This window comes from Sphingobium sp. CFD-1 (assembly GCF_024611115.1).
Lineage (GTDB): Bacteria > Pseudomonadota > Alphaproteobacteria > Sphingomonadales > Sphingomonadaceae > Sphingobium > Sphingobium baderi_A.
The window spans coordinates 1,033,966-1,050,361 of the sequence record NZ_CP084398.1 but is presented as its reverse complement, the minus strand read 5'-3'; the positions used below and the strand labels follow the sequence as shown (position 1 = coordinate 1,050,361).

The following is a 16,396-nucleotide window of genomic DNA, read 5'->3' as shown; positions in this document are numbered from 1 at the left end:
CGCTTTTCCGACGTTTCATGGTGCACTGCATCATACGCAATTGGAAGCCTTTCTCTACGGGGAAAACGTCATGGCGATCGCGGAACTTACCCTATCGAGCAAAAATTATTCCTCCTGGTCGTTGCGCGGATGGCTCCTGTGCCGTCTGGCGGGCCTGCAAATCATTGAGCGGATGATCGCCCTCGATGACCCTGAAAACAGGGCGGAACTGCTGCTTCTTTCCCCATCGGTGCTGGTTCCGCGCCTCACGCATGAAGGCGCGAGCGTGTGGGACACCCTGGCCATCGCGGAATATCTGCATGAGCTTTATCCGCAGGCTGGACTCTATCCCGCCGAACGAATCGCCCGCGCCCATTGCCGGTCGGTGTCGGGAGAGATTCATTCGGGCTTTTCCAATCTGCGGTCGGCGCTGCCGATGAATCTGAAGGTTCGGCACGACAAATTCCCTGTATTTCCAGGCGCCAGGCCGGATATTGAGCGGATCGAAGCCATATGGTCGGAATGTCTGGGCAGCTATGGCGGCCCCTGGCTATTTGGACAGAAGCCGACGGTGGCCGACGCCATGTTTGCGCCAGTGGCCGAGCGTTTCCTGACCTACGCCGTTACGCTTTCCCCCGCATCGGCCGCCTATTGCAGGACCATCAACGGTTGGGATCTGATGCGCGAATGGATTGACGAAGCACGGCGGGAACCGGATGAAGTCGAAGAATTGGATTACGAATTCTGATTTCGCATCTGGCGCGCGCTTAATCTAGCCGGATATTGCCGAGCCATTCGGCGATCATCGCACGCCCTGCGGCCACGGCGCCCGGCCCATGCCTGTCATGATCATCGCGCAGGGCAATGCCGCATTGTCCCGCCATATCGAGATCGGCCCAGAAATGGGTCAGCCAATCTTCGAATCGGGCATCTTCTCCCATCTCCGCATGGAATTGCAGCGCCAGCACATTGCCCCCACGCCGAAACGCCTGATGGGCATAGTGCCGGGTCGATGCCAGCAATTCCACGCCCTGCGGCAGGTCGAACGTGTCGCTATGCCAATGCAGCACCGGCACATCCTCCAGATGCCGGATGGGGGAATCGGTGCCCGCCATATTAAGAGCGATGGGCGCGAAGCCGATTTCCATGGTCCCGCCGGGATAGACCGGCGCGCCCATGGCAGCGGCTATCATCTGGCTGCCCAGGCAAACACCCAGCGTCGGCCGGTCGCGTTCCAGCCTCTGCGCCAGCTTGGCTATCTGCAAGGGAATCCAGGGATGCGCGTCCTGCTCATAAACGCCCATCGGGCCGCCCATCATGATAAGCAGATCAGGCTCGCAAAGATCAACGCCGGCAAAATCGGGATTTGCCACGTCCACCCGTTCTATATGATAGCCTGCGGCCTCGATCGGCTGAAGATATCCTGCCGCTCCTTCACGCGGCACATGACGAACGATAAGCGCTTTCTTCATCGTCGCATCGCATAAGCGCAAAGGCCCTCGATTGGCTACAGAGCCAATCTTGTCCGGACCAAAATCCTTCTTTCGGCGGAAAGGGCGTAGAAGCCGCGCAACTTAACGTCGCATCCATCGCACAGGACAGGACATTTTGCGGGCGCAAATGGCCTGATAACCTGAGCTTCACTCCAAGAAAAAAGGCCCCCTCCAGCGGAAAGGGCCTTTCCATATCAGCACATGCCGCGATCAGGCGGCGAGCTTGCGAAGCACATATTGCAGGATGCCGCCGTTCAGGAAATAATCCAGTTCGTTAACGGTATCGATGCGGCAAAGCGCGGTGAAGGTGAAGGTCGAACCGTCGGCGCGCGTCACCTTCACGTCCACGTCCTGACGCGGCTTGAGGCCAGCGACGCCCGTGATGGTAAAGGTTTCATCGCCCGTCAAGCCCAGCGTATCCTTGTTCTGGCCATCCTTGAACTGGAGCGGCAGCACGCCCATGCCGACCAGGTTCGAGCGGTGGATACGCTCGAAGCTCTCGACGATGACCGATCGGACGCCCAGCAGGTTGGTGCCCTTCGCGGCCCAGTCGCGCGACGAGCCGGTGCCATATTCCTTGCCACCGATGACGACCAGCGGCGTGCCGTCGGCCTTATGCTTCATCGCCGCGTCGTAAATGGGCATGATTTCGCCCTCATAGCGGGTCATGCCGCCTTCGACGCCGTCCAGCATCAGGTTCTTGATGCGGATATTGGCGAAGGTACCGCGCATCATGACTTCATGATGACCACGGCGCGCGCCGTAGCTGTTGAAGTCGGCCTGCGCGACCTGATGCTCGGAGAGCCACTTGCCTGCCGGGCTGCTGGCCTTGATCGAACCGGCCGGAGAAATATGGTCGGTAGTGATCGAATCGCCGAAAATCGCGAGTGGCTTGGCGTCCACGATGTCGGTGACGGGCGCCGGGGTCATGGTCAGCCCTTCGAAATAGGGCGGGTTGGCGACATAGGTCGAACCCGCGCGCCAGCTATAGGTGTCCGATCCCGTGACGTTGATCGCCTGCCAGCGGGCGTCGCCGGTAAAGACGGTCGCATAGCGGCTTTCGAACATATTGCGGGTCAGCGCGCCATCCATGACGGAGCGAACTTCGTCATTGGTGGGCCAGATGTCCTTGAGATAGACGTCCTGACCGTCGCTGCCCTGACCGATCGGGGTTGCGACGAAGTCGGTGGTGACGGTGCCCTTCAGCGCATAGGCGACGACCAGCGGCGGCGATGCGAGGAAGTTGGCGCGCACGTCGGGCGACACGCGACCTTCGAAGTTGCGATTGCCCGACAGAACCGACGCGGCGACGATGTCGTTGCCGTTGATCGCCTTGCTGATCGGCTCGGCGAGCGGGCCGGAGTTGCCGATGCAAGTGGTGCAGCCATAGCCGACAAGGTTGAAGCCGACCTGATCGAGATAGGACTGGAGACCAGCCTTCTCCAGATAATCGGTGACGACCTGCGAACCGGGGGCGAGCGAGGTCTTGACCCAGGGCTTGGGCTTCAGGCCCTTTTCGACCGCCTTCTTGGCGACGAGGCCGGCGGCGACGAGGACGCCGGGGTTCGACGTGTTGGTGCAGCTCGTGATCGCAGCGATGACCACGTCGCCGTCGCCGATGTCATGGGTCCGGCCTTCGACAGCGACGCGGGCGGGCGCGGCCTTCTTGTAGAGCTTTTCGAGGTCGGCGTTGAACACGTCATCGACCTGCGTCAGGATCACCTTGTCCTGCGGGCGCTTGGGACCGGCGAGCGACGGGACGACGGTGCTCATGTCCAGTTCGAGAATGTCGGTGAAGACCGGATCGACCGACGCGTCGAGCCAGAAGCCCTGCTCCTTGGCATAGGCTTCGACCAGCGCGATATTCTCTTCGCTGCGACCGGTGAGGCGCATGTAATCCAGCGTCTTGTCGTCAATGCCGAAGAAGCCGCAGGTCGCGCCATATTCCGGCGCCATGTTGGCCAGCGTGGCACGGTCGGCAAGGCTCAGCGAAGCAAGGCCGGGGCCGAAATATTCGACGAAACGGCCGACGACGCCCTTGGCGCGCAGCATCTGTGTGGCGGTCAGCACCAGATCGGTGGCGGTGATGCCTTCGCCCAGCGTGCCGGTCAGCTTGAAGCCGACGACTTCGGGGATGAGCATGGAGACAGGCTGGCCCAGCATCGCGGCTTCGGCCTCGATCCCACCGACACCCCAGCCAAGCACGCCGAGGCCGTTGATCATGGTGGTGTGGCTATCCGTGCCAACGCAGGTGTCCGGATAGGCGACAATGTTGCCATCGGCATCGACCGACGACCAGACGGCCTGCGCGATATTTTCCAGGTTGACCTGATGGCAGATGCCGGTGCCGGGAGGAACGACCTTGAAATTGTTGAGCGACTTGGAACCCCATTTCAGGAAGTCATAGCGTTCCATGTTCCGCTGATATTCCAGCTCGACATTGTCCTCGAACGCCTGCGGCGTGCCGAATTCGTCCACCATCACCGAGTGATCGATGACGAGGTGCACAGGCACCTGCGGATTGATCTTGCTGGCGTCGGCGCCCAGATTGTTCATCGCATCGCGCATGGCGGCGAGGTCGACGACGCAGGGAACGCCGGTAAAGTCCTGCATCAGCACGCGGGCGGGACGATACTGGATTTCACGTTCTGACCTGCGATCCTTCTGCCAGTCCACGATGGCCTGGATATCCTCCACCGTGACGGTCACGCCATCCTCGAAGCGGAGCAGGTTTTCCAGCAGCACCTTCATCGAGAAAGGCAGGCGCGAAACGTCGCCCAGCCGGGCTGCGGCCTTCTTCAGCGAATAATAGGCGATGTCCTTGCCGCCGACCTTCAAAGTATCGCGCGTGCCAAGTGTGTCCTGTCCGATGGCGGTCATGAGTCGTGCGTCTCCTCGCAAGTGCCACGGCCATGCGGCGGGAGGATGACGCGGTTCCACCAAAGCATCACCGAACAGCGAAAAACCGCCGACGGGAAAGGTGGACAGATGCGCCCCAACCGATGGTCGAAGCGGGTATGTCCCGATGCAGCAGCGCCATAGCGCCTGTCGCTCCGGAGTCAAATGGACAAAGCGCGAATCCGCGCCTTGACGGCAAATCCGTTGTTTCGCGCATCGGTGATCGAAAATGGAGCCCAGGGAATTGGGAACCTTGGTGCCTGCGGCCCGTTCTTCCTGCACGACGAACGGAGTTTATGCCCATGCCTGAGCCCGTATGTTCTCCCATGTCCCGATTTCGGCGCGGATATGCGCTGCTTTATCATCCGGGGGAAACAAACCACTGTCCCGCTTGTGGACAGCGCCATTGGATCATCGGCCGCATGATGGCGCAATGTGCCCGCTGCGATACCGCGCTTCCCCTCGATGGAGTGCATGGCATCGGTTATGCGCCCCGCTTCATTAACGGGCATCATGCAGACGGGGTTGGTTCTCTTCCTCAGCCCGTTGCCTGAATAATGGGTCGACCGGCGCTTTTCAAAGATGGTTCTGGGAAGCGTGGAACCATGCTCAGGCGGCTGCGACGCCTTCCACTTCGACGACATCATCGCCGACGCGCCACCCCCTGATCCTCACACGCTTTTCGACATGATCCACCGGCACGCGCAACAGCACAAGCCTGTAAGTCCCGCCGACATCCCGCTGGAGCAGAAAGCCGGCCGCATCCCTTATCAGGCGTCCGGTTTCGTCCACTCCAGCGTCATGTCCATTCATGAAGTCAGTCTATAGCGTCCTTGACGCCCTTGCCAGCCATGATGCCGAGCACGAGGAAAATCAGGAACAGCACGATCGCAATACCGAATAGGATCTTGGCGATGCCAACAAACGTGCCCGCCGCGCCGCCAAAGCCCAGCAGGGCCAGAACAGCGGCAATGACGAGGGAGATAAGCGCGAGCTTGATCATGGAGAGCGTCCTTTTCCATAACAGGATAGACTTCCAACGAGCCGCGAAATGTCTTGTTCCGCCAAATATCGATGAGGGCCGGGCGTGGACGGCGCGTAAGGCAGGGTGAAGGAGAAGCAGGATGGAGCCCTTTGACGAAATACTGAAGCGCGCGGGACACGGCGCTGTCCCGGCTGCTCTCGCCGATATGGAGGGGAATGTGATGGCAGGACTTCGCCATCACCGCGACGCGCGGGCGCAGCGCCGGCTTCTGGGCGCGATAGCGCTGGTGGCCTTGTCTGCGGGTGGAGCCGGAGCCTGGGTGCCAGATCGGGAAAACAGTGCCCTGGTCATTGCGCCTTCACTGGAACTGGCGCCTTCCACATTGCTGGCCCCGGACGCATGAGCGCCGTCCGGTTGATCCTGATCAGCCTGCTGGTCGCCTTCCTTGCCGCTCTGGCGGGTGTGCTGGCGGGGCGCGCTCTGACGAAACCCGCGCCTGCTTCCGAAACAGTTCTCCATGCGCTGCTCTATGATGAGCTGGCACTCGACGCGGGGCAGAAGGCGCGCCTCGATGCGCTTAACCGCGCCTTTGCCGCGCGCAAGACAGCGCTGGAAAGGGAAATGAAGGCGGACAATATCGCGTTGGCGGAGGCTATTCGCCGCGACAAGGCTTACGGCCCGGCCGTCTCGGGCGCGGTCGACCGCATCCATCATGTGATGGGCACATTGCAGAAGGAAACGATCGAGCACGTCTTTGCCATGCGCGCGATCCTGAAGCCGGATCAGGTGGCTCGCTATGATGCCGCCGTGGAGCGGGCTTTAACGTCTCCGGCGCGTTGAATTTCGTGGCCATAGCCGATCCAACAGACGCAAATCTTGCTAAGCGCGCACTCGCGGGCGATGAGGCGGGCTATGCCGGATTGATGGCCCGGCACCGCGAAGCCGTCTATCGCCTCGCCCGCGCCCATGGCGGGGAAAATGACGCGATGGACATCGTACAAGCCAGTTTCATCGCCGCTTTCGACGCCCTTCGCCGCTATGACTCCGCAAAGCCGTTCCGCCCATGGCTGCTGCGGATCGCACTCAACAAATGCCGGGATCGCGCCCGCCGCAATGCCGTGCGCGCCCTCTTCCTGCGCGCCCGACCGATGGATGAGCACTGGACATAGCCGATCCGGCGCCCGCCATCGACCGGCAGGCAGCGGACAGGCAGATGCTGGCGCGCGCCATGGCTGCCCTTTCCGACCTGCCCGCTTCGCTCAAGGAGCCGCTCATCCTCTGCGCCATCGAAGGCATGATGCAGGAGGAAGCCGCCGCCCTGCTCGGCCTTTCGACGAAGGCGGTCGAAATGCGGCTCTATCGCGCCCGGGCCGCGCTCAGGAAAAAAATGGGAGGGGTGGAGACGGACGGCGCGTAAAGGAAAGCATGAACCTTTCGTCCCATCTGGATCGCCGCACCCTTATCCGCGCCACCGCCGCCGGCTTGCTGCTCCCCGCCCTTTCGCCCGCATGGGCACGCAGCGGAAGCCATGGCATCCTGCCGGGCCAAGGCGTCACATTATCGGGCGAGGACATAGCGCTCAGCATCGGCCATAGCCCCTTTGCGCTAGGCGACAGGCAGGGCCATGCCGTGACGGTGAACGACGCCTTTCCCGCACCGCTCATCCGCCTGCGCGAGGGCCAGAATGTTCGCATCGCCGTCACCAACACGCTGGACGAGGACAGCTCCATCCATTGGCATGGCCTGCTGGTCCCGTTCCAATATGACGGTGTACCGGGGATCAGCTTTCCGGGGATCGGACCTGGCGAAACCTTCACCTATGATTTCCCGGTCCGGCAGGCGGGCACCTATTGGTATCACAGCCATTCCAACATGCAGGAAGCAATGGGCCTCTATGGCGCCATCGTCATAGACCCAGCCCATGGCAACGGGGTGACAGCGGATCGCGAGCATATTCTCGTCCTCTCCGACTGGAGCTTCACGCATCCGCATATGCTGCTGCGGCGGCTGAAGCAGATGGGGGGCTATTATAACCGGCAGCGGCAGACCGTGGCGGGCCTGCTGGGCGGACGCGGCCAGCCGCTTGGGGAACGGCTGGACTGGGCCGCGATGCGGATGGACCCGACCGATATTTCCGATGTGACGGGCGCGGCTTACAGCTACCTCATCAACGGGCATGACAGCGGGGCCAACTGGACCGGCCTGTTCACGCCCGGCGAAACGGTTCGGCTCCGTATCGTCAACGCATCGGCGATGACGAATTTCAACATCCGCCTGCCCGGCCTGCCCATGACGGTGGTGCAAGCGGATGGGCAGGATGTGCGTCCGGTGGAGACCGACGAATTCCAGATCGCCATTGCCGAAACCTATGATGTCCTTGTCCAGCCGCAGGAGCATCGGGCCTATGGCTTCGTGGCGGAGGCTATCGACCGATCCGGTCAATGCCGCGCCACGCTTGCCCCTCAAATGGGGATGGTGGCGGACATTCCGGCCATGCGGGAACGTCCGTTGCTGACGATGCGCGATATGGGAATGGATCATGGCGGGATAAGCCACGGCGGGATGGACCATGCCGCCATGGGTCATGAGGGGATGAACCATTCCATGCCTGCCTCCCCCGCTCCCATGGATCATGGTTCGATGAAGATGCGCGATCCTTCGGTCGCCCCGCAAGTGCCGCTCGGTCCCGGCGTCGCCAGCCTCTCTCCGATGCCGGTGGATCGTTCAGGCGACCGGCCCACGGGACTGGAGCATGTTTCCCACCGCGTCCTGACTTATCGCGACCTGGTGGCTGCCCTGCCCAATCCCGATACGCGACCGCCCGCGCGGGAAATCGAACTGCATCTGACAGCCAATATGGAACGTTACATGTGGTCCTTCGACGGCGTTAAATATAGCGACGGCGCGGACCCCATCCCCTTTCGGCTGGGGGAGCGTGCGCGCGTGACGCTCATCAACGACACGATGATGCCGCACCCCATCCATCTGCACGGCCATTTTTTCGAACTGGTGACGGGAGGCGACGAAACCGCGAAACCGCGCAAGCATACGGTCAATGTGCTGCCCGGCGGCAAGCTGAGTTTCGATCTGACCGCCGACGCGCCGGGCGACTGGGCCTTTCACTGCCATATGCTGCTCCACATGCATTCCGGCATGTTCCGCATAGTGACCGTGCGGGAGGATGAGGCATGAAGATCGCTTTTCTGCCGCTGCTGCTCCTCACCGCGCCCGCCATGGCGCAGGAGCATGATCATCATGCCGGTCACGCCATGCCTTCGATGGAAGCCCCGCCTGCCCATCCAACGCCTCCACAGGCCGACGAAGGCCATGGCGCGCATCATGGCATGGGTCATTCCATGGAAAGCGCACCAGCCTCCGCGCCACCCATTCCGGCGGATCATGCCGCGGACGGGATCTTTGAACCCGATGCCATGAAACGTGCCCGCGCTCTGCTTGCCCACGAAAATGGCGGAATGGCGCACAGCATGATCCTGATAGACCAGCTCGAAGCGCAGGTGGGCAAGGGGCGCGACGGATATCACTGGGCGGGCGAAGCATGGTTCGGCGGGGACACGGACCGGCTCACCCTCAAGACGGAGGGTGAAGGAAGCCGGGGCCGCCGCCTCGACAGCGCCGAGGTGCAGGCGCTCTGGTCCCACGCGCTCGACCCATGGTTCAATCTTCAGGCTGGCATCCGGCAGGATATTCGCCCCACGCCCGCGCGAAGCTATGCCGCGATCGGGATCGAAGGACTGGCGCCCTATTGGTTCAAGGTGGAGGCGACCGCTTTCCTGTCGGACAAGGGCGACCTGTTCGCGCGGGTGGAAGCCAGCCACGACATGCGCCTGACGCAGCGGCTGATCCTGACGCCCCGTGCGGAACTGAACTTCGCGGGACAGGGGAAAGTGCTACGGGAAGCGGAGCTGGGGGCACGGCTCCATTATATGATCGAGCCGCGTTTCACCCCCTATGTCGGCGTGGAATGGCGCGGTGTCTATGGCACGGAAGCGGCGGAAATGCGGGCAGAGGGCGACCATCCCCGCGCCGTGCGGCTGGTGATGGGCATGCGCTTCTGGTTTTGAGAAAGCGATCATTATTTGCAAATGACCCGCGGCCAACGGCCATTAGCGATCAGGTGGGAACGTTCCTGTTCCCTTCTCCCGCAGGGGGAAGGGAGGACATGAAGCCTTGCTCGCGCAACGAGTTAGGCGAAGCTGGAGGAGGGAGAAATGCGCCGTATCGGCCCCCTCTCCCCAGGGACGAGGGACAAAGCTGTATCCGCTCCCCACCCAAATCGGCCGACAAGTGGGGGCGCTCTAATGCGGAGACATCGCCTTTGGATAGGGAACCCGCCCCTAGACCCAGCCTTCCAGCACCTGATTGGGTGGGCGGTGCCCGTCGACCCAACTGCGGATATTCGCGATCACGCGGGCGCCCGTCGCGTCGCGCCCCTCGAATGTCGCCGATCCCATGTGAGGCAGAAGGACGACGTTGGAAAGCGACAGCAGGTCCGCGTCCACGGCTGGCTCATGCATATAAACGTCCAGCCCCGCCCCCGCGATCCGGCCTTCGTTGAGCGCCGCGATCAATGCCGGTTCGTCCACGATTTCTGCGCGCGACGTGTTGATGAGATAGGCATCCGGTGTGAGCAACGCGATCCGCCGCGCGTCGATCATTCCCCTGCTGTCCGCATTCAGCGGGCAATTGATCGAGATGATGTCCGACGTTTCCAGCAGCCCGTCCAGTTCCGGGCACCAGCTCGCCTCCAGTTCCTGTTCCACCTCAAAGGGCAGGCGGTGGCGATTATGATAGGCGATGGTGAGCCCAAAGGCGCGGGCGCGGCGAGCCACGGCCCAGCCTATCCGGCCCATGCCGATAATGCCCAGCTTCTTGCCGCCGATGCGGTGGCCCAGCATCCCCGAAGGGCTCCATCCACGCCACTCGCCGGAACGGACCAGCTTTTCTCCTTCGGCCAGGCGGCGCGGCACCGACAGGATGAGCGCCATCGTCATGTCGGCGGTATCTTCCGTCAGGACACCCGGCGTGTTGGTGACGATAATGCCCTTTTGCCGGGCAGCGCCCAGGTCGATATGATCGACGCCGCTGCCAAAGCTGGCGATCAACTGCAACCGCTCGGGCGCAGCTTCGATCAGAGCGCCGTCAATCTGGTCGCTGATACAGGGGACCAGTACGTCGCATTGCGCCATGGCGCGGATCAGCGCGGGGCGATCCATCGGCACATCGCCGACATTGAAACTGGCATCGAACAGTTCGGCCATGCGCGCCTCTACATTGGGAGGCAGTCGGCGCGTGACGATGACACGCGGTTTGGCGGGGCGCGGTTTCTTGGCCATGGCCTCGGCTATTCTCCCCCAGCCTGCCGGTCAAGCGCCTTGTGGCGGCCCGCAAGACAGCGGTTGTCGCAACCGGGGACCAGCGGCTATGGTCGCGATCTGGCGATAAGGGAACGGATCAAAAGATGAAGGGGTTTTTGCTGGCCGCTGGCATGATCGGCGCCTTGTCGGTTGCTGGGCAGGGCCATGCCGCGCCGAACAAGCCGGTGCCCTATTGGGCTTCGCTGGCCCAGGATGAGGCGCGGATGCGGGTCGGCCCCAGCCTCGACTATCCGTCCAACTGGGTCTATCGCCGCCGCGACCTGCCGGTGAAGGTGGTTCAGGTGCTGGGCCTGTGGCGCAAGGTCGAGGATTCGTCCGGCGCGCAGGGTTGGATGCATGTCCGGCTGCTCAGCGACACCCCCACCGCCATCGTGACATCCGAAATAGCGCCGATGCGCGAATCCCCGCGTGACGACGCACGGTCGCTGTTCCGCGCGGAAAAAGGCGTCGTCGGCCGGCTTTCCTCCTGTTCGAACGGCTGGTGCGCCTTCGACGTCCGCGGACAGAAGGGGTTCATCAAGGCTGAGGACATCTGGGGCGCTGCGCGTTAGCTATCGAGGGAGGAGGCACACGCCCCCTCCCTCCCGGCCTCACCAGTCATGGGCCTTGGGCAATGACTGCGGCACAGGGTTCGCATAGCGGTGCGCCACAGGCTGCGGCCAGTCCAGTTCCGGCGCAGGCGGCCAAGGCCCGCGCCCATGCGCGCGCCTTCATCATTGCACGCCGTGCATCCATCGCTTGATCAGCGGCGCCACGATCAGCAGCGTCGCGCCGATCCCTGCTGCCGCGATGCCGATGGTCCAGAACACGCCGACATAGGTATCGAGGCTGAGCTTGAGGTTGGTCACCTGTCCCCCCACGGTTTCGACGCTGGCGACCTGCGCGACCATGCCCGCCACATATTGCGCCACGGAAATCGACAGGAACCACACGCCCATCATCAGCCCGACGACCCGCGCGAGCGACAGCTTGGTGATCATGGAAAGGCCGACGGGGGATATGCACAGCTCGGCCGCGGAATGGATAAGGTAGAGTCCGGCAAGCCACCAGATCGCGACCTTGAAATCCGCCCCGGCATGATGCGCGCCCCAGACGAGGAACAGGAACCCGACGCCCACGCCGATGAGGGCAATGGCGAATTTGACGGGGATGGACGGTTCCCGCCCCCTTTTCGCCAGCGCGTTCCACATGATGCCGAACAGAGGCGCCAGAGTAACGATGAAGAAGGCATTGAAGAACTGCGTCTGCCCGGCACTGATCGAAAACAGTCCGAAAACCGACAGGTCCGTATTCCGGTCCGCAAACAGCGTCAGCGACGATCCGGCCTGTTCGAACAGGGTCCAGAATACCACGTTGAACACCACCAGCACCATCGCTGCCAGCATCATCTGAAACTCGGCCCGGCTCCCTTCGAACCAGGACCACAGGAGGATGCCGGGAATCGACAGGATGAAGGTCGCGAATAGCACCTTGCCCATGATCGGCAGCGACAGCAGGTAGGCGATGATCCCCTCGCCCGCCTTCGCGTCCGCATTGTGCATCAGGTTGACGAAGAGGAACCAGGCCAAAGGCACCGCCAATACCGCGCCCGCATAGATCAGCAGGCTGCGGTCCGGGCCGGACTGCGGCGGCGTTTCACCATAGCCGGATAGTTTGCCGCCATCGAACTGGACCAGGCTCCAACTGAAAACCATGCCCAGCGCCGCAAGGCCAAAGCCCGCCCACCAGCCGACCGTATCGGCCAGCAATGGACAAAGAAGCTGCGAGAAGAGCGATCCCACATTGATGCCCATATAGAATATGGTGAAACCCGCATCCCTGCGCCGGTCGCCCTTTTCATAAAGCTCACCGACGATGGTGGAGATATTGGGCTTGAAGAAGCCATTGCCGACCGTGACCATGGAAAGGCCGATGAGGAGCAGCATCGTATAAAGCGGTGCGCGTTCGCCATCCGCCTTGAAGCCACCTTTTTCGACGGTGCGCGAAACATGACCGCTGCTGTCGAGCAGGGACACGGTGCCATCTTCATTGCCGCGTATTTCGAGGCGTTGGCCGCCATCGACGAGGAAGCGTTTTTCCGATCCCGTGCTGGTAGGTCGATCGACGAAATTCTCGACCTGCACTTCATAGCGCTGTCCGTCGACGATCGCATGGGGTTTGGCCGTTTCTCCACCGAAACAGAGGATGAAATAGCCCAGCGCCATCATCAGCGCGCCGAACTTGATCGAGCGTTTCGCGCCCAGATAGCGGTCAGCGATCAGCCCGCCGACCAGCGGCGTCAGATAGACAAGGGCGGTAAAGCCGCCGTAAATGCCGTTGGTTGTCTGGTCGTCGAAAAGGAAATGCTTGGTCAGGTAGAGCGTCAGCAGCGCCCGCATCCCGTAATAACCGAACCGCTCCCACATTTCGGTCGTGAAAAGCCGCGCCAGTTGTCGCGGATGGCCGAACCACTGCGGTCGGTCGTCCACGGGCTGACGGGCCGCATCCGCGCCGGTATCTCTACCGGCGGATGGATTGGCCATGATTGTAACTCCCTTGCTATGCTTCCCGGCCCTTTGCAGAGCCTTGGCATGGGCAGGAACCTAGCGAAGAAATTGCGCGTGTGAAGAATATCATTACAAAGCACGCAAACAATCGAAGAGAGAAATGTGACTTTCAACGACCGCACGACCCCGCTTTCGCTGCTTCGCACGCGCCGTTCCGGCAAACCGCGCAACCTGATCGCGCCCGGCCCCGATACCGGCCAACTGCGACAGATTCTGGAGATCGCGTCCCGCACCCCCGACCATGGGAAGCTCTTTCCCTGGCGCTTCGTCATCGTGCCGCAGGAAAAGCGCACGACGCTGGCCGACCTGCTGGAAGCCGCATATCGGAAGGAAAAATCCGATGCGGGACGGCTTGAGATAGAAGCCATGCACCAGTTCGCGCATCAGGCGCCCGCATTGGTGGTCGCCCTGTCATCGCCTGTTTTGGACAGCAAGATTCCCGCATGGGAGCAGGAATTGTCGGCGGGAGCCGCCATCATGAACCTGCTCCATGCTGCCCATGCGCTTGGCTTTGCCGGAGGATGGCTGACGGGCTGGCCCGCTTATAATGAGGATGTGCGGGCTGCCTTCGGCCATGAAGGCGAACGCATTGCCGGTTTCGTCTTTCTGGGCACGTCCGGGAAACCGCTCGAAGAACGGCCAAGGCCAGATTATGACAAGATAGTTTCGCTCTGGGACAGATAAATATAGCGAAAAGCCGTCATTCCGTAATGCTATGGCTTGACCCGCGATGCTGTATTATGGCACTGATGCACCATGGCCGACGACAGCAAGCCCGTTTATCTGCGCCTCCGCGACACCATCGCCGCATCCATATTGGATGGCGAGTATAGCGATGGCGATCTGCTCCCGTCCGTTCGCGCGTTCGCCGCGCAACAGGGCGCCAATCCCCTGACGGTGGCGAAAGCCTATCAAAGTTTTCAGGACGACGGCCTGGTTATCGTGAAACGCGGCGTCGGCATGTTTGTGGCGGACGGCGCCACTCGCCGCCTGCGGGAAGCCGAACGCAAACACTTCCTGGAAGATGTGTGGCCGCCGGTGGCCGCGCAAATCCGCCGACTTGGGCTTCGGCCCGAGGAACTGGATACGCAGCAAGCCTGATCCGGCGTGCCTGTCATCGGGCCACGAGGCGATCTTTCCGCTTGTCCAGCTCCGCACGGGCCTGTTCCAGATGCGCCCGCAAACGGGGCTGCCCCGGTGCAAGCGCAACCGCTTTTTCCAGCAGGTCGACGGCGGCCTGCCCATTCGCGCCAGTTCTGAACAGGGTCCAGCCGTAAGCATCCGCCGTGATGGGGCTGCCCGGCATCTGGCGATAGGCGAAGGCGGCATAAACGCGCGCCCTTTCTTCATCGCCGGTTTCCAGCGACGCACGGGCCATGTCGGCCATGAGCAGGGCATCGTTCGAACCGATGCGCGCCTCCACCGCTTTCAGCATCCGCAGCGCCTCCCGCCATTTTCCGCTCGCCATATAGCCAGCGGCGGCAAGCCTTTGCATTTGCGCGTCGTCGGGATTTTGCGACAGGAACAGATGCACGACCTGCATGGACCGGGCGGGATCGCCCGCCCGCTGCAAAGCCGCGGCAAGGCGCAGCGCTATATCCCGGCTGAAACGGAGATTGGCCGCCATTTCATAGGCCTTCACCGCTTCCCCCTGCCGTCCGGCGGCACCAAGCGCATCGCCCCATATGACATAGGCATCGGGCGCACCGGCATTGGCTTGGCTGAGCAGACGCGCCCGCGCCACGGCCTGTTCCGCCTGTCCCGTGCTGAGCAGCGCCCGAATATAGGGAATATTCTCCTGCGCGGTGGCGGCATTGGAGGGGGCGGAACGAGCCAGGGCGGCATCGTCCGCGCTGGCAAAGGGATCGGCCGAGGGGCGATTGGGCCAAAGCGCGCGAGCGAGCATATCGTCCGCCATGATCCTCTCGCCCATGGCTTCCTGCGCGCGCGCGGCCAGCGTCAGGACATAGGGATCGGCATCCCTTTGCGCGACGATCGGCGCGAGGGTCGTCGCGGCGGAGGGGAAATCCGCGGCCAGATAATAAGCCCGGCCCAGCAGAGTGCGGGCCATGGCGTTGTCGGGCTGTTGCTGGACTAGGGGCGCAAGGGCTTCAATGGCCAGCGTCGCATTGCCGTCGTCCAGATGAAGCACGCCGCGCAGGAGCATCGTCGCCGGTTCGCCGTCCAGCCGCCCTTGCGTCCGCGCCAATAGCGACCGGGCAAGGTCGGCCCGACCCGCTCGCGCCGCCATGACCGCCTGCATGAACCACGCCCGCGCATTGCCCGGCGTCAGCGCCAGCAGGCGGCGCGTGACGCTCAGCATCCGGCGCGCTTCCCCGGCGTCAGCCAGTGTGGCGGCATATTGCTCCAGCACCGGCACGGAGTCAGGATTGAGGGCCAGCGCTCGCTCGAACCATGGCAAAGCGGCGACCAGCCCATATTGGCTTCGCGTCAGTTCGCCTCGAAGCAGCAGGGACTTGCCATTTTTCGGCGCCAGCGCCACGGCTCGGTCCGCCGCGACGATGGCGCCAGCCTGATCGCCCATCATCAACCGATAGCGCCCCGTGTCGATCCAGCTTTCCGGGTCATTCCCGGCCATTTCCCTTGCCCGGTCCAACGCTGCTTCGGCTGCCGCCATATCGCCCCGCGCCATGTGGATATTCCCGGCGACCCGCATCGCGGCTCCGGCGAAGGACGGGGGAATATCGTCCGCTTCTATCTCCGCAAGGGCGGCATCCGCACGCCCCTGCAAAAGCAAGGCCCGCGCCATCAGCACCCGCATGTCGCCCGGCCTGCCGCCCAGCGCGCGTGCGCGTTCGATTTCGGCCTGCGCGCCGTTCCCGTCATCCAGATCCACCAGCGCCTGCGCCTGCGCGATGCGGGCGGGAATGGACTGCGGGTCGGCGCGGATGGCGTTCAAAAGCTCGACGCGAGCCGTTCGCGCATCGCCCTTGATGAGCGCGGCGATCCCGCGCGCGAGCGGGGCAGTTCCATCCGCCTCATGTGCGCGCCATTGCCACAATGCCGCCGCCGACAGCAGCAGGGCGCCGATGCCGACGAGCAGGAACAGGCGCTTGCGGTTCATCCGTTCAGCCCTGC

Annotated in this window: 17 protein-coding genes; 10 read left to right on the top strand and 7 right to left on the bottom strand. The window is 62.8% G+C overall.

Translation table 11 applies throughout. The features are described 5' to 3' along the window. Nucleotides 1-70 precede the first annotated feature (70 nt). The gene (locus LDB26_RS05375; RefSeq protein WP_062064592.1) at nucleotides 71-727 is read left to right on the top strand and encodes a glutathione S-transferase; all 657 of its coding nucleotides are present in this window, start codon (nucleotides 71-73) and stop codon (nucleotides 725-727) included. 19 nt (nucleotides 728-746) lie between these two features. Here the strand turns inward: LDB26_RS05375 and LDB26_RS05370 are convergent, their stop codons facing one another. The 4 genes from LDB26_RS05370 to LDB26_RS05355 all read right to left on the bottom strand — a co-directional run bounded on the left by LDB26_RS05370 (nucleotide 747) and on the right by LDB26_RS05355 (nucleotide 5,373). Further along, nucleotides 747-1,451 carry a glutamine amidotransferase gene (locus LDB26_RS05370; RefSeq protein ID WP_257540829.1) on the bottom strand — a complete coding sequence of 235 codons (705 nt, stop codon included), beginning with the start codon at nucleotides 1,449-1,451 and terminating at the stop codon, nucleotides 747-749. Nucleotides 1,452-1,682: 231 nt separating this feature from the next. Continuing rightward, nucleotides 1,683-4,352: an aconitate hydratase AcnA gene (acnA, locus tag LDB26_RS05365; protein ID WP_257540827.1), complete on the bottom strand. Its 2,670-nt coding sequence runs from the start codon at nucleotides 4,350-4,352 to the stop codon at nucleotides 1,683-1,685. A 627-nt stretch (nucleotides 4,353-4,979) separates the two neighbouring features. After that, nucleotides 4,980-5,183, bottom strand: a complete 204-nt coding sequence (locus tag LDB26_RS05360; RefSeq protein WP_257540825.1) for a DUF5818 domain-containing protein — start codon at nucleotides 5,181-5,183, stop codon at nucleotides 4,980-4,982. A 4-nt stretch (nucleotides 5,184-5,187) separates the two neighbouring features. Then, the gene (locus LDB26_RS05355) at nucleotides 5,188-5,373 is read right to left on the bottom strand and encodes a DUF1328 domain-containing protein (protein WP_062064587.1); all 186 of its coding nucleotides are present in this window, start codon (nucleotides 5,371-5,373) and stop codon (nucleotides 5,188-5,190) included. Nucleotides 5,374-5,494: 121 nt separating this feature from the next. On the opposite strand from LDB26_RS05355, the gene LDB26_RS05350 reads away from it, so the two are divergent. Genes LDB26_RS05350 through LDB26_RS05330 form a run of 6 tightly spaced genes read left to right on the top strand, consistent with a single transcriptional unit; the run spans nucleotide 5,495 to nucleotide 9,437 of the window. Continuing rightward, the gene (locus LDB26_RS05350; RefSeq protein WP_062064585.1) at nucleotides 5,495-5,758 is read left to right on the top strand and encodes a hypothetical protein; all 264 of its coding nucleotides are present in this window, start codon (nucleotides 5,495-5,497) and stop codon (nucleotides 5,756-5,758) included. Then, a complete protein-coding gene (locus LDB26_RS05345; protein ID WP_257540823.1) occupies nucleotides 5,755-6,195 on the top strand; it encodes a Spy/CpxP family protein refolding chaperone in 441 nt (146 codons plus the stop codon). The genes LDB26_RS05350 and LDB26_RS05345 overlap by 4 nt, the downstream gene beginning before the upstream one ends. A gap of 5 nt (nucleotides 6,196-6,200) precedes the next feature. After that, complete coding sequence (locus tag LDB26_RS21525) at nucleotides 6,201-6,524, top strand: RNA polymerase sigma factor (RefSeq protein WP_306812052.1); 324 nt, start codon at nucleotides 6,201-6,203, stop codon at nucleotides 6,522-6,524. Nucleotides 6,525-6,583: 59 nt separating this feature from the next. Further along, on the top strand, nucleotides 6,584-6,772 hold the full coding sequence (locus tag LDB26_RS21520) for an RNA polymerase sigma factor (RefSeq protein WP_306812051.1): 189 nt from the start codon (nucleotides 6,584-6,586) through the stop codon (nucleotides 6,770-6,772). An 8-nt stretch (nucleotides 6,773-6,780) separates the two neighbouring features. Further along, nucleotides 6,781-8,547 carry a copper resistance system multicopper oxidase gene (locus LDB26_RS05335; protein ID WP_257540820.1) on the top strand — a complete coding sequence of 589 codons (1,767 nt, stop codon included), beginning with the start codon at nucleotides 6,781-6,783 and terminating at the stop codon, nucleotides 8,545-8,547. Next, the gene (locus LDB26_RS05330; RefSeq protein WP_257540818.1) at nucleotides 8,544-9,437 is read left to right on the top strand and encodes a copper resistance protein B; all 894 of its coding nucleotides are present in this window, start codon (nucleotides 8,544-8,546) and stop codon (nucleotides 9,435-9,437) included. Before LDB26_RS05335 ends, LDB26_RS05330 begins: the two co-directional genes overlap by 4 nt. A 273-nt stretch (nucleotides 9,438-9,710) precedes the next feature. On the opposite strand, the gene LDB26_RS05325 is transcribed toward LDB26_RS05330, so the two are convergent. Next, nucleotides 9,711-10,709: a D-glycerate dehydrogenase gene (locus tag LDB26_RS05325; protein WP_257540815.1), complete on the bottom strand. Its 999-nt coding sequence runs from the start codon at nucleotides 10,707-10,709 to the stop codon at nucleotides 9,711-9,713. 125 nt (nucleotides 10,710-10,834) lie between these two features. Here LDB26_RS05325 and LDB26_RS05320 point away from each other — a divergent pair, with 125 nt between their 5' ends. After that, complete coding sequence (locus LDB26_RS05320; RefSeq protein WP_257540813.1) at nucleotides 10,835-11,302, top strand: SH3 domain-containing protein; 468 nt, start codon at nucleotides 10,835-10,837, stop codon at nucleotides 11,300-11,302. A gap of 162 nt (nucleotides 11,303-11,464) precedes the next feature. Here LDB26_RS05320 and LDB26_RS05315 read toward each other — a convergent pair whose 3' ends face one another. Continuing rightward, entirely contained in the window at nucleotides 11,465-13,273 is a 1,809-nt protein-coding gene (locus tag LDB26_RS05315; protein WP_082635182.1) for a peptide MFS transporter, read from the bottom strand. A 126-nt stretch (nucleotides 13,274-13,399) separates the two neighbouring features. On the opposite strand from LDB26_RS05315, the gene LDB26_RS05310 reads away from it, so the two are divergent. Together LDB26_RS05310 and LDB26_RS05305 are read left to right on the top strand one after the other, a co-directional pair. Then, nucleotides 13,400-13,981, top strand: coding sequence for a nitroreductase (locus tag LDB26_RS05310; protein WP_257540811.1), 582 nt, complete (start codon nucleotides 13,400-13,402; stop codon nucleotides 13,979-13,981). 72 nt (nucleotides 13,982-14,053) lie between these two features. After that, nucleotides 14,054-14,398, top strand: a complete 345-nt coding sequence (locus LDB26_RS05305) for a GntR family transcriptional regulator (protein WP_062064571.1) — start codon at nucleotides 14,054-14,056, stop codon at nucleotides 14,396-14,398. Between the two features lie 13 nt (nucleotides 14,399-14,411). Here LDB26_RS05305 and LDB26_RS05300 read toward each other — a convergent pair whose 3' ends face one another. Next, nucleotides 14,412-16,382, bottom strand: a complete 1,971-nt coding sequence (locus LDB26_RS05300) for a tetratricopeptide repeat protein (RefSeq protein ID WP_257540809.1) — start codon at nucleotides 16,380-16,382, stop codon at nucleotides 14,412-14,414. Nucleotides 16,383-16,396: the final 14 nt, after the last annotated feature.

Bases quoted from the DNA above. Each gene is read 5' to 3' on its own strand.
- LDB26_RS05375 (WP_062064592.1), top strand. From the start codon at position 71: ATGGCGATCGCGGAACTTACCCTATCGAGCAAAAATTATTCCTCCTGG.
- LDB26_RS05370 (WP_257540829.1), bottom strand. From the start codon at position 1,451: ATGAAGAAAGCGCTTATCGTTCGTCATGTGCCGCGTGAAGGAGCGGCA.
- acnA (WP_257540827.1), bottom strand. From the start codon at position 4,352: ATGACCGCCATCGGACAGGACACACTTGGCACGCGCGATACTTTGAAG.
- LDB26_RS05360 (WP_257540825.1), bottom strand. From the start codon at position 5,183: ATGAATGGACATGACGCTGGAGTGGACGAAACCGGACGCCTGATAAGG.
- LDB26_RS05355 (WP_062064587.1), bottom strand. From the start codon at position 5,373: ATGATCAAGCTCGCGCTTATCTCCCTCGTCATTGCCGCTGTTCTGGCC.
- LDB26_RS05350 (WP_062064585.1), top strand. From the start codon at position 5,495: ATGGAGCCCTTTGACGAAATACTGAAGCGCGCGGGACACGGCGCTGTC.
- LDB26_RS05345 (WP_257540823.1), top strand. From the start codon at position 5,755: ATGAGCGCCGTCCGGTTGATCCTGATCAGCCTGCTGGTCGCCTTCCTT.
- LDB26_RS21520 (WP_306812051.1), top strand. From the start codon at position 6,584: ATGGCTGCCCTTTCCGACCTGCCCGCTTCGCTCAAGGAGCCGCTCATC.
- LDB26_RS05335 (WP_257540820.1), top strand. From the start codon at position 6,781: ATGAACCTTTCGTCCCATCTGGATCGCCGCACCCTTATCCGCGCCACC.
- LDB26_RS05330 (WP_257540818.1), top strand. From the start codon at position 8,544: ATGAAGATCGCTTTTCTGCCGCTGCTGCTCCTCACCGCGCCCGCCATG.
- LDB26_RS05325 (WP_257540815.1), bottom strand. From the start codon at position 10,709: ATGGCCAAGAAACCGCGCCCCGCCAAACCGCGTGTCATCGTCACGCGC.
- LDB26_RS05320 (WP_257540813.1), top strand. From the start codon at position 10,835: ATGAAGGGGTTTTTGCTGGCCGCTGGCATGATCGGCGCCTTGTCGGTT.
- LDB26_RS05315 (WP_082635182.1), bottom strand. From the start codon at position 13,273: ATGGCCAATCCATCCGCCGGTAGAGATACCGGCGCGGATGCGGCCCGT.
- LDB26_RS05305 (WP_062064571.1), top strand. From the start codon at position 14,054: ATGGCCGACGACAGCAAGCCCGTTTATCTGCGCCTCCGCGACACCATC.
- LDB26_RS05300 (WP_257540809.1), bottom strand. From the start codon at position 16,382: ATGAACCGCAAGCGCCTGTTCCTGCTCGTCGGCATCGGCGCCCTGCTG.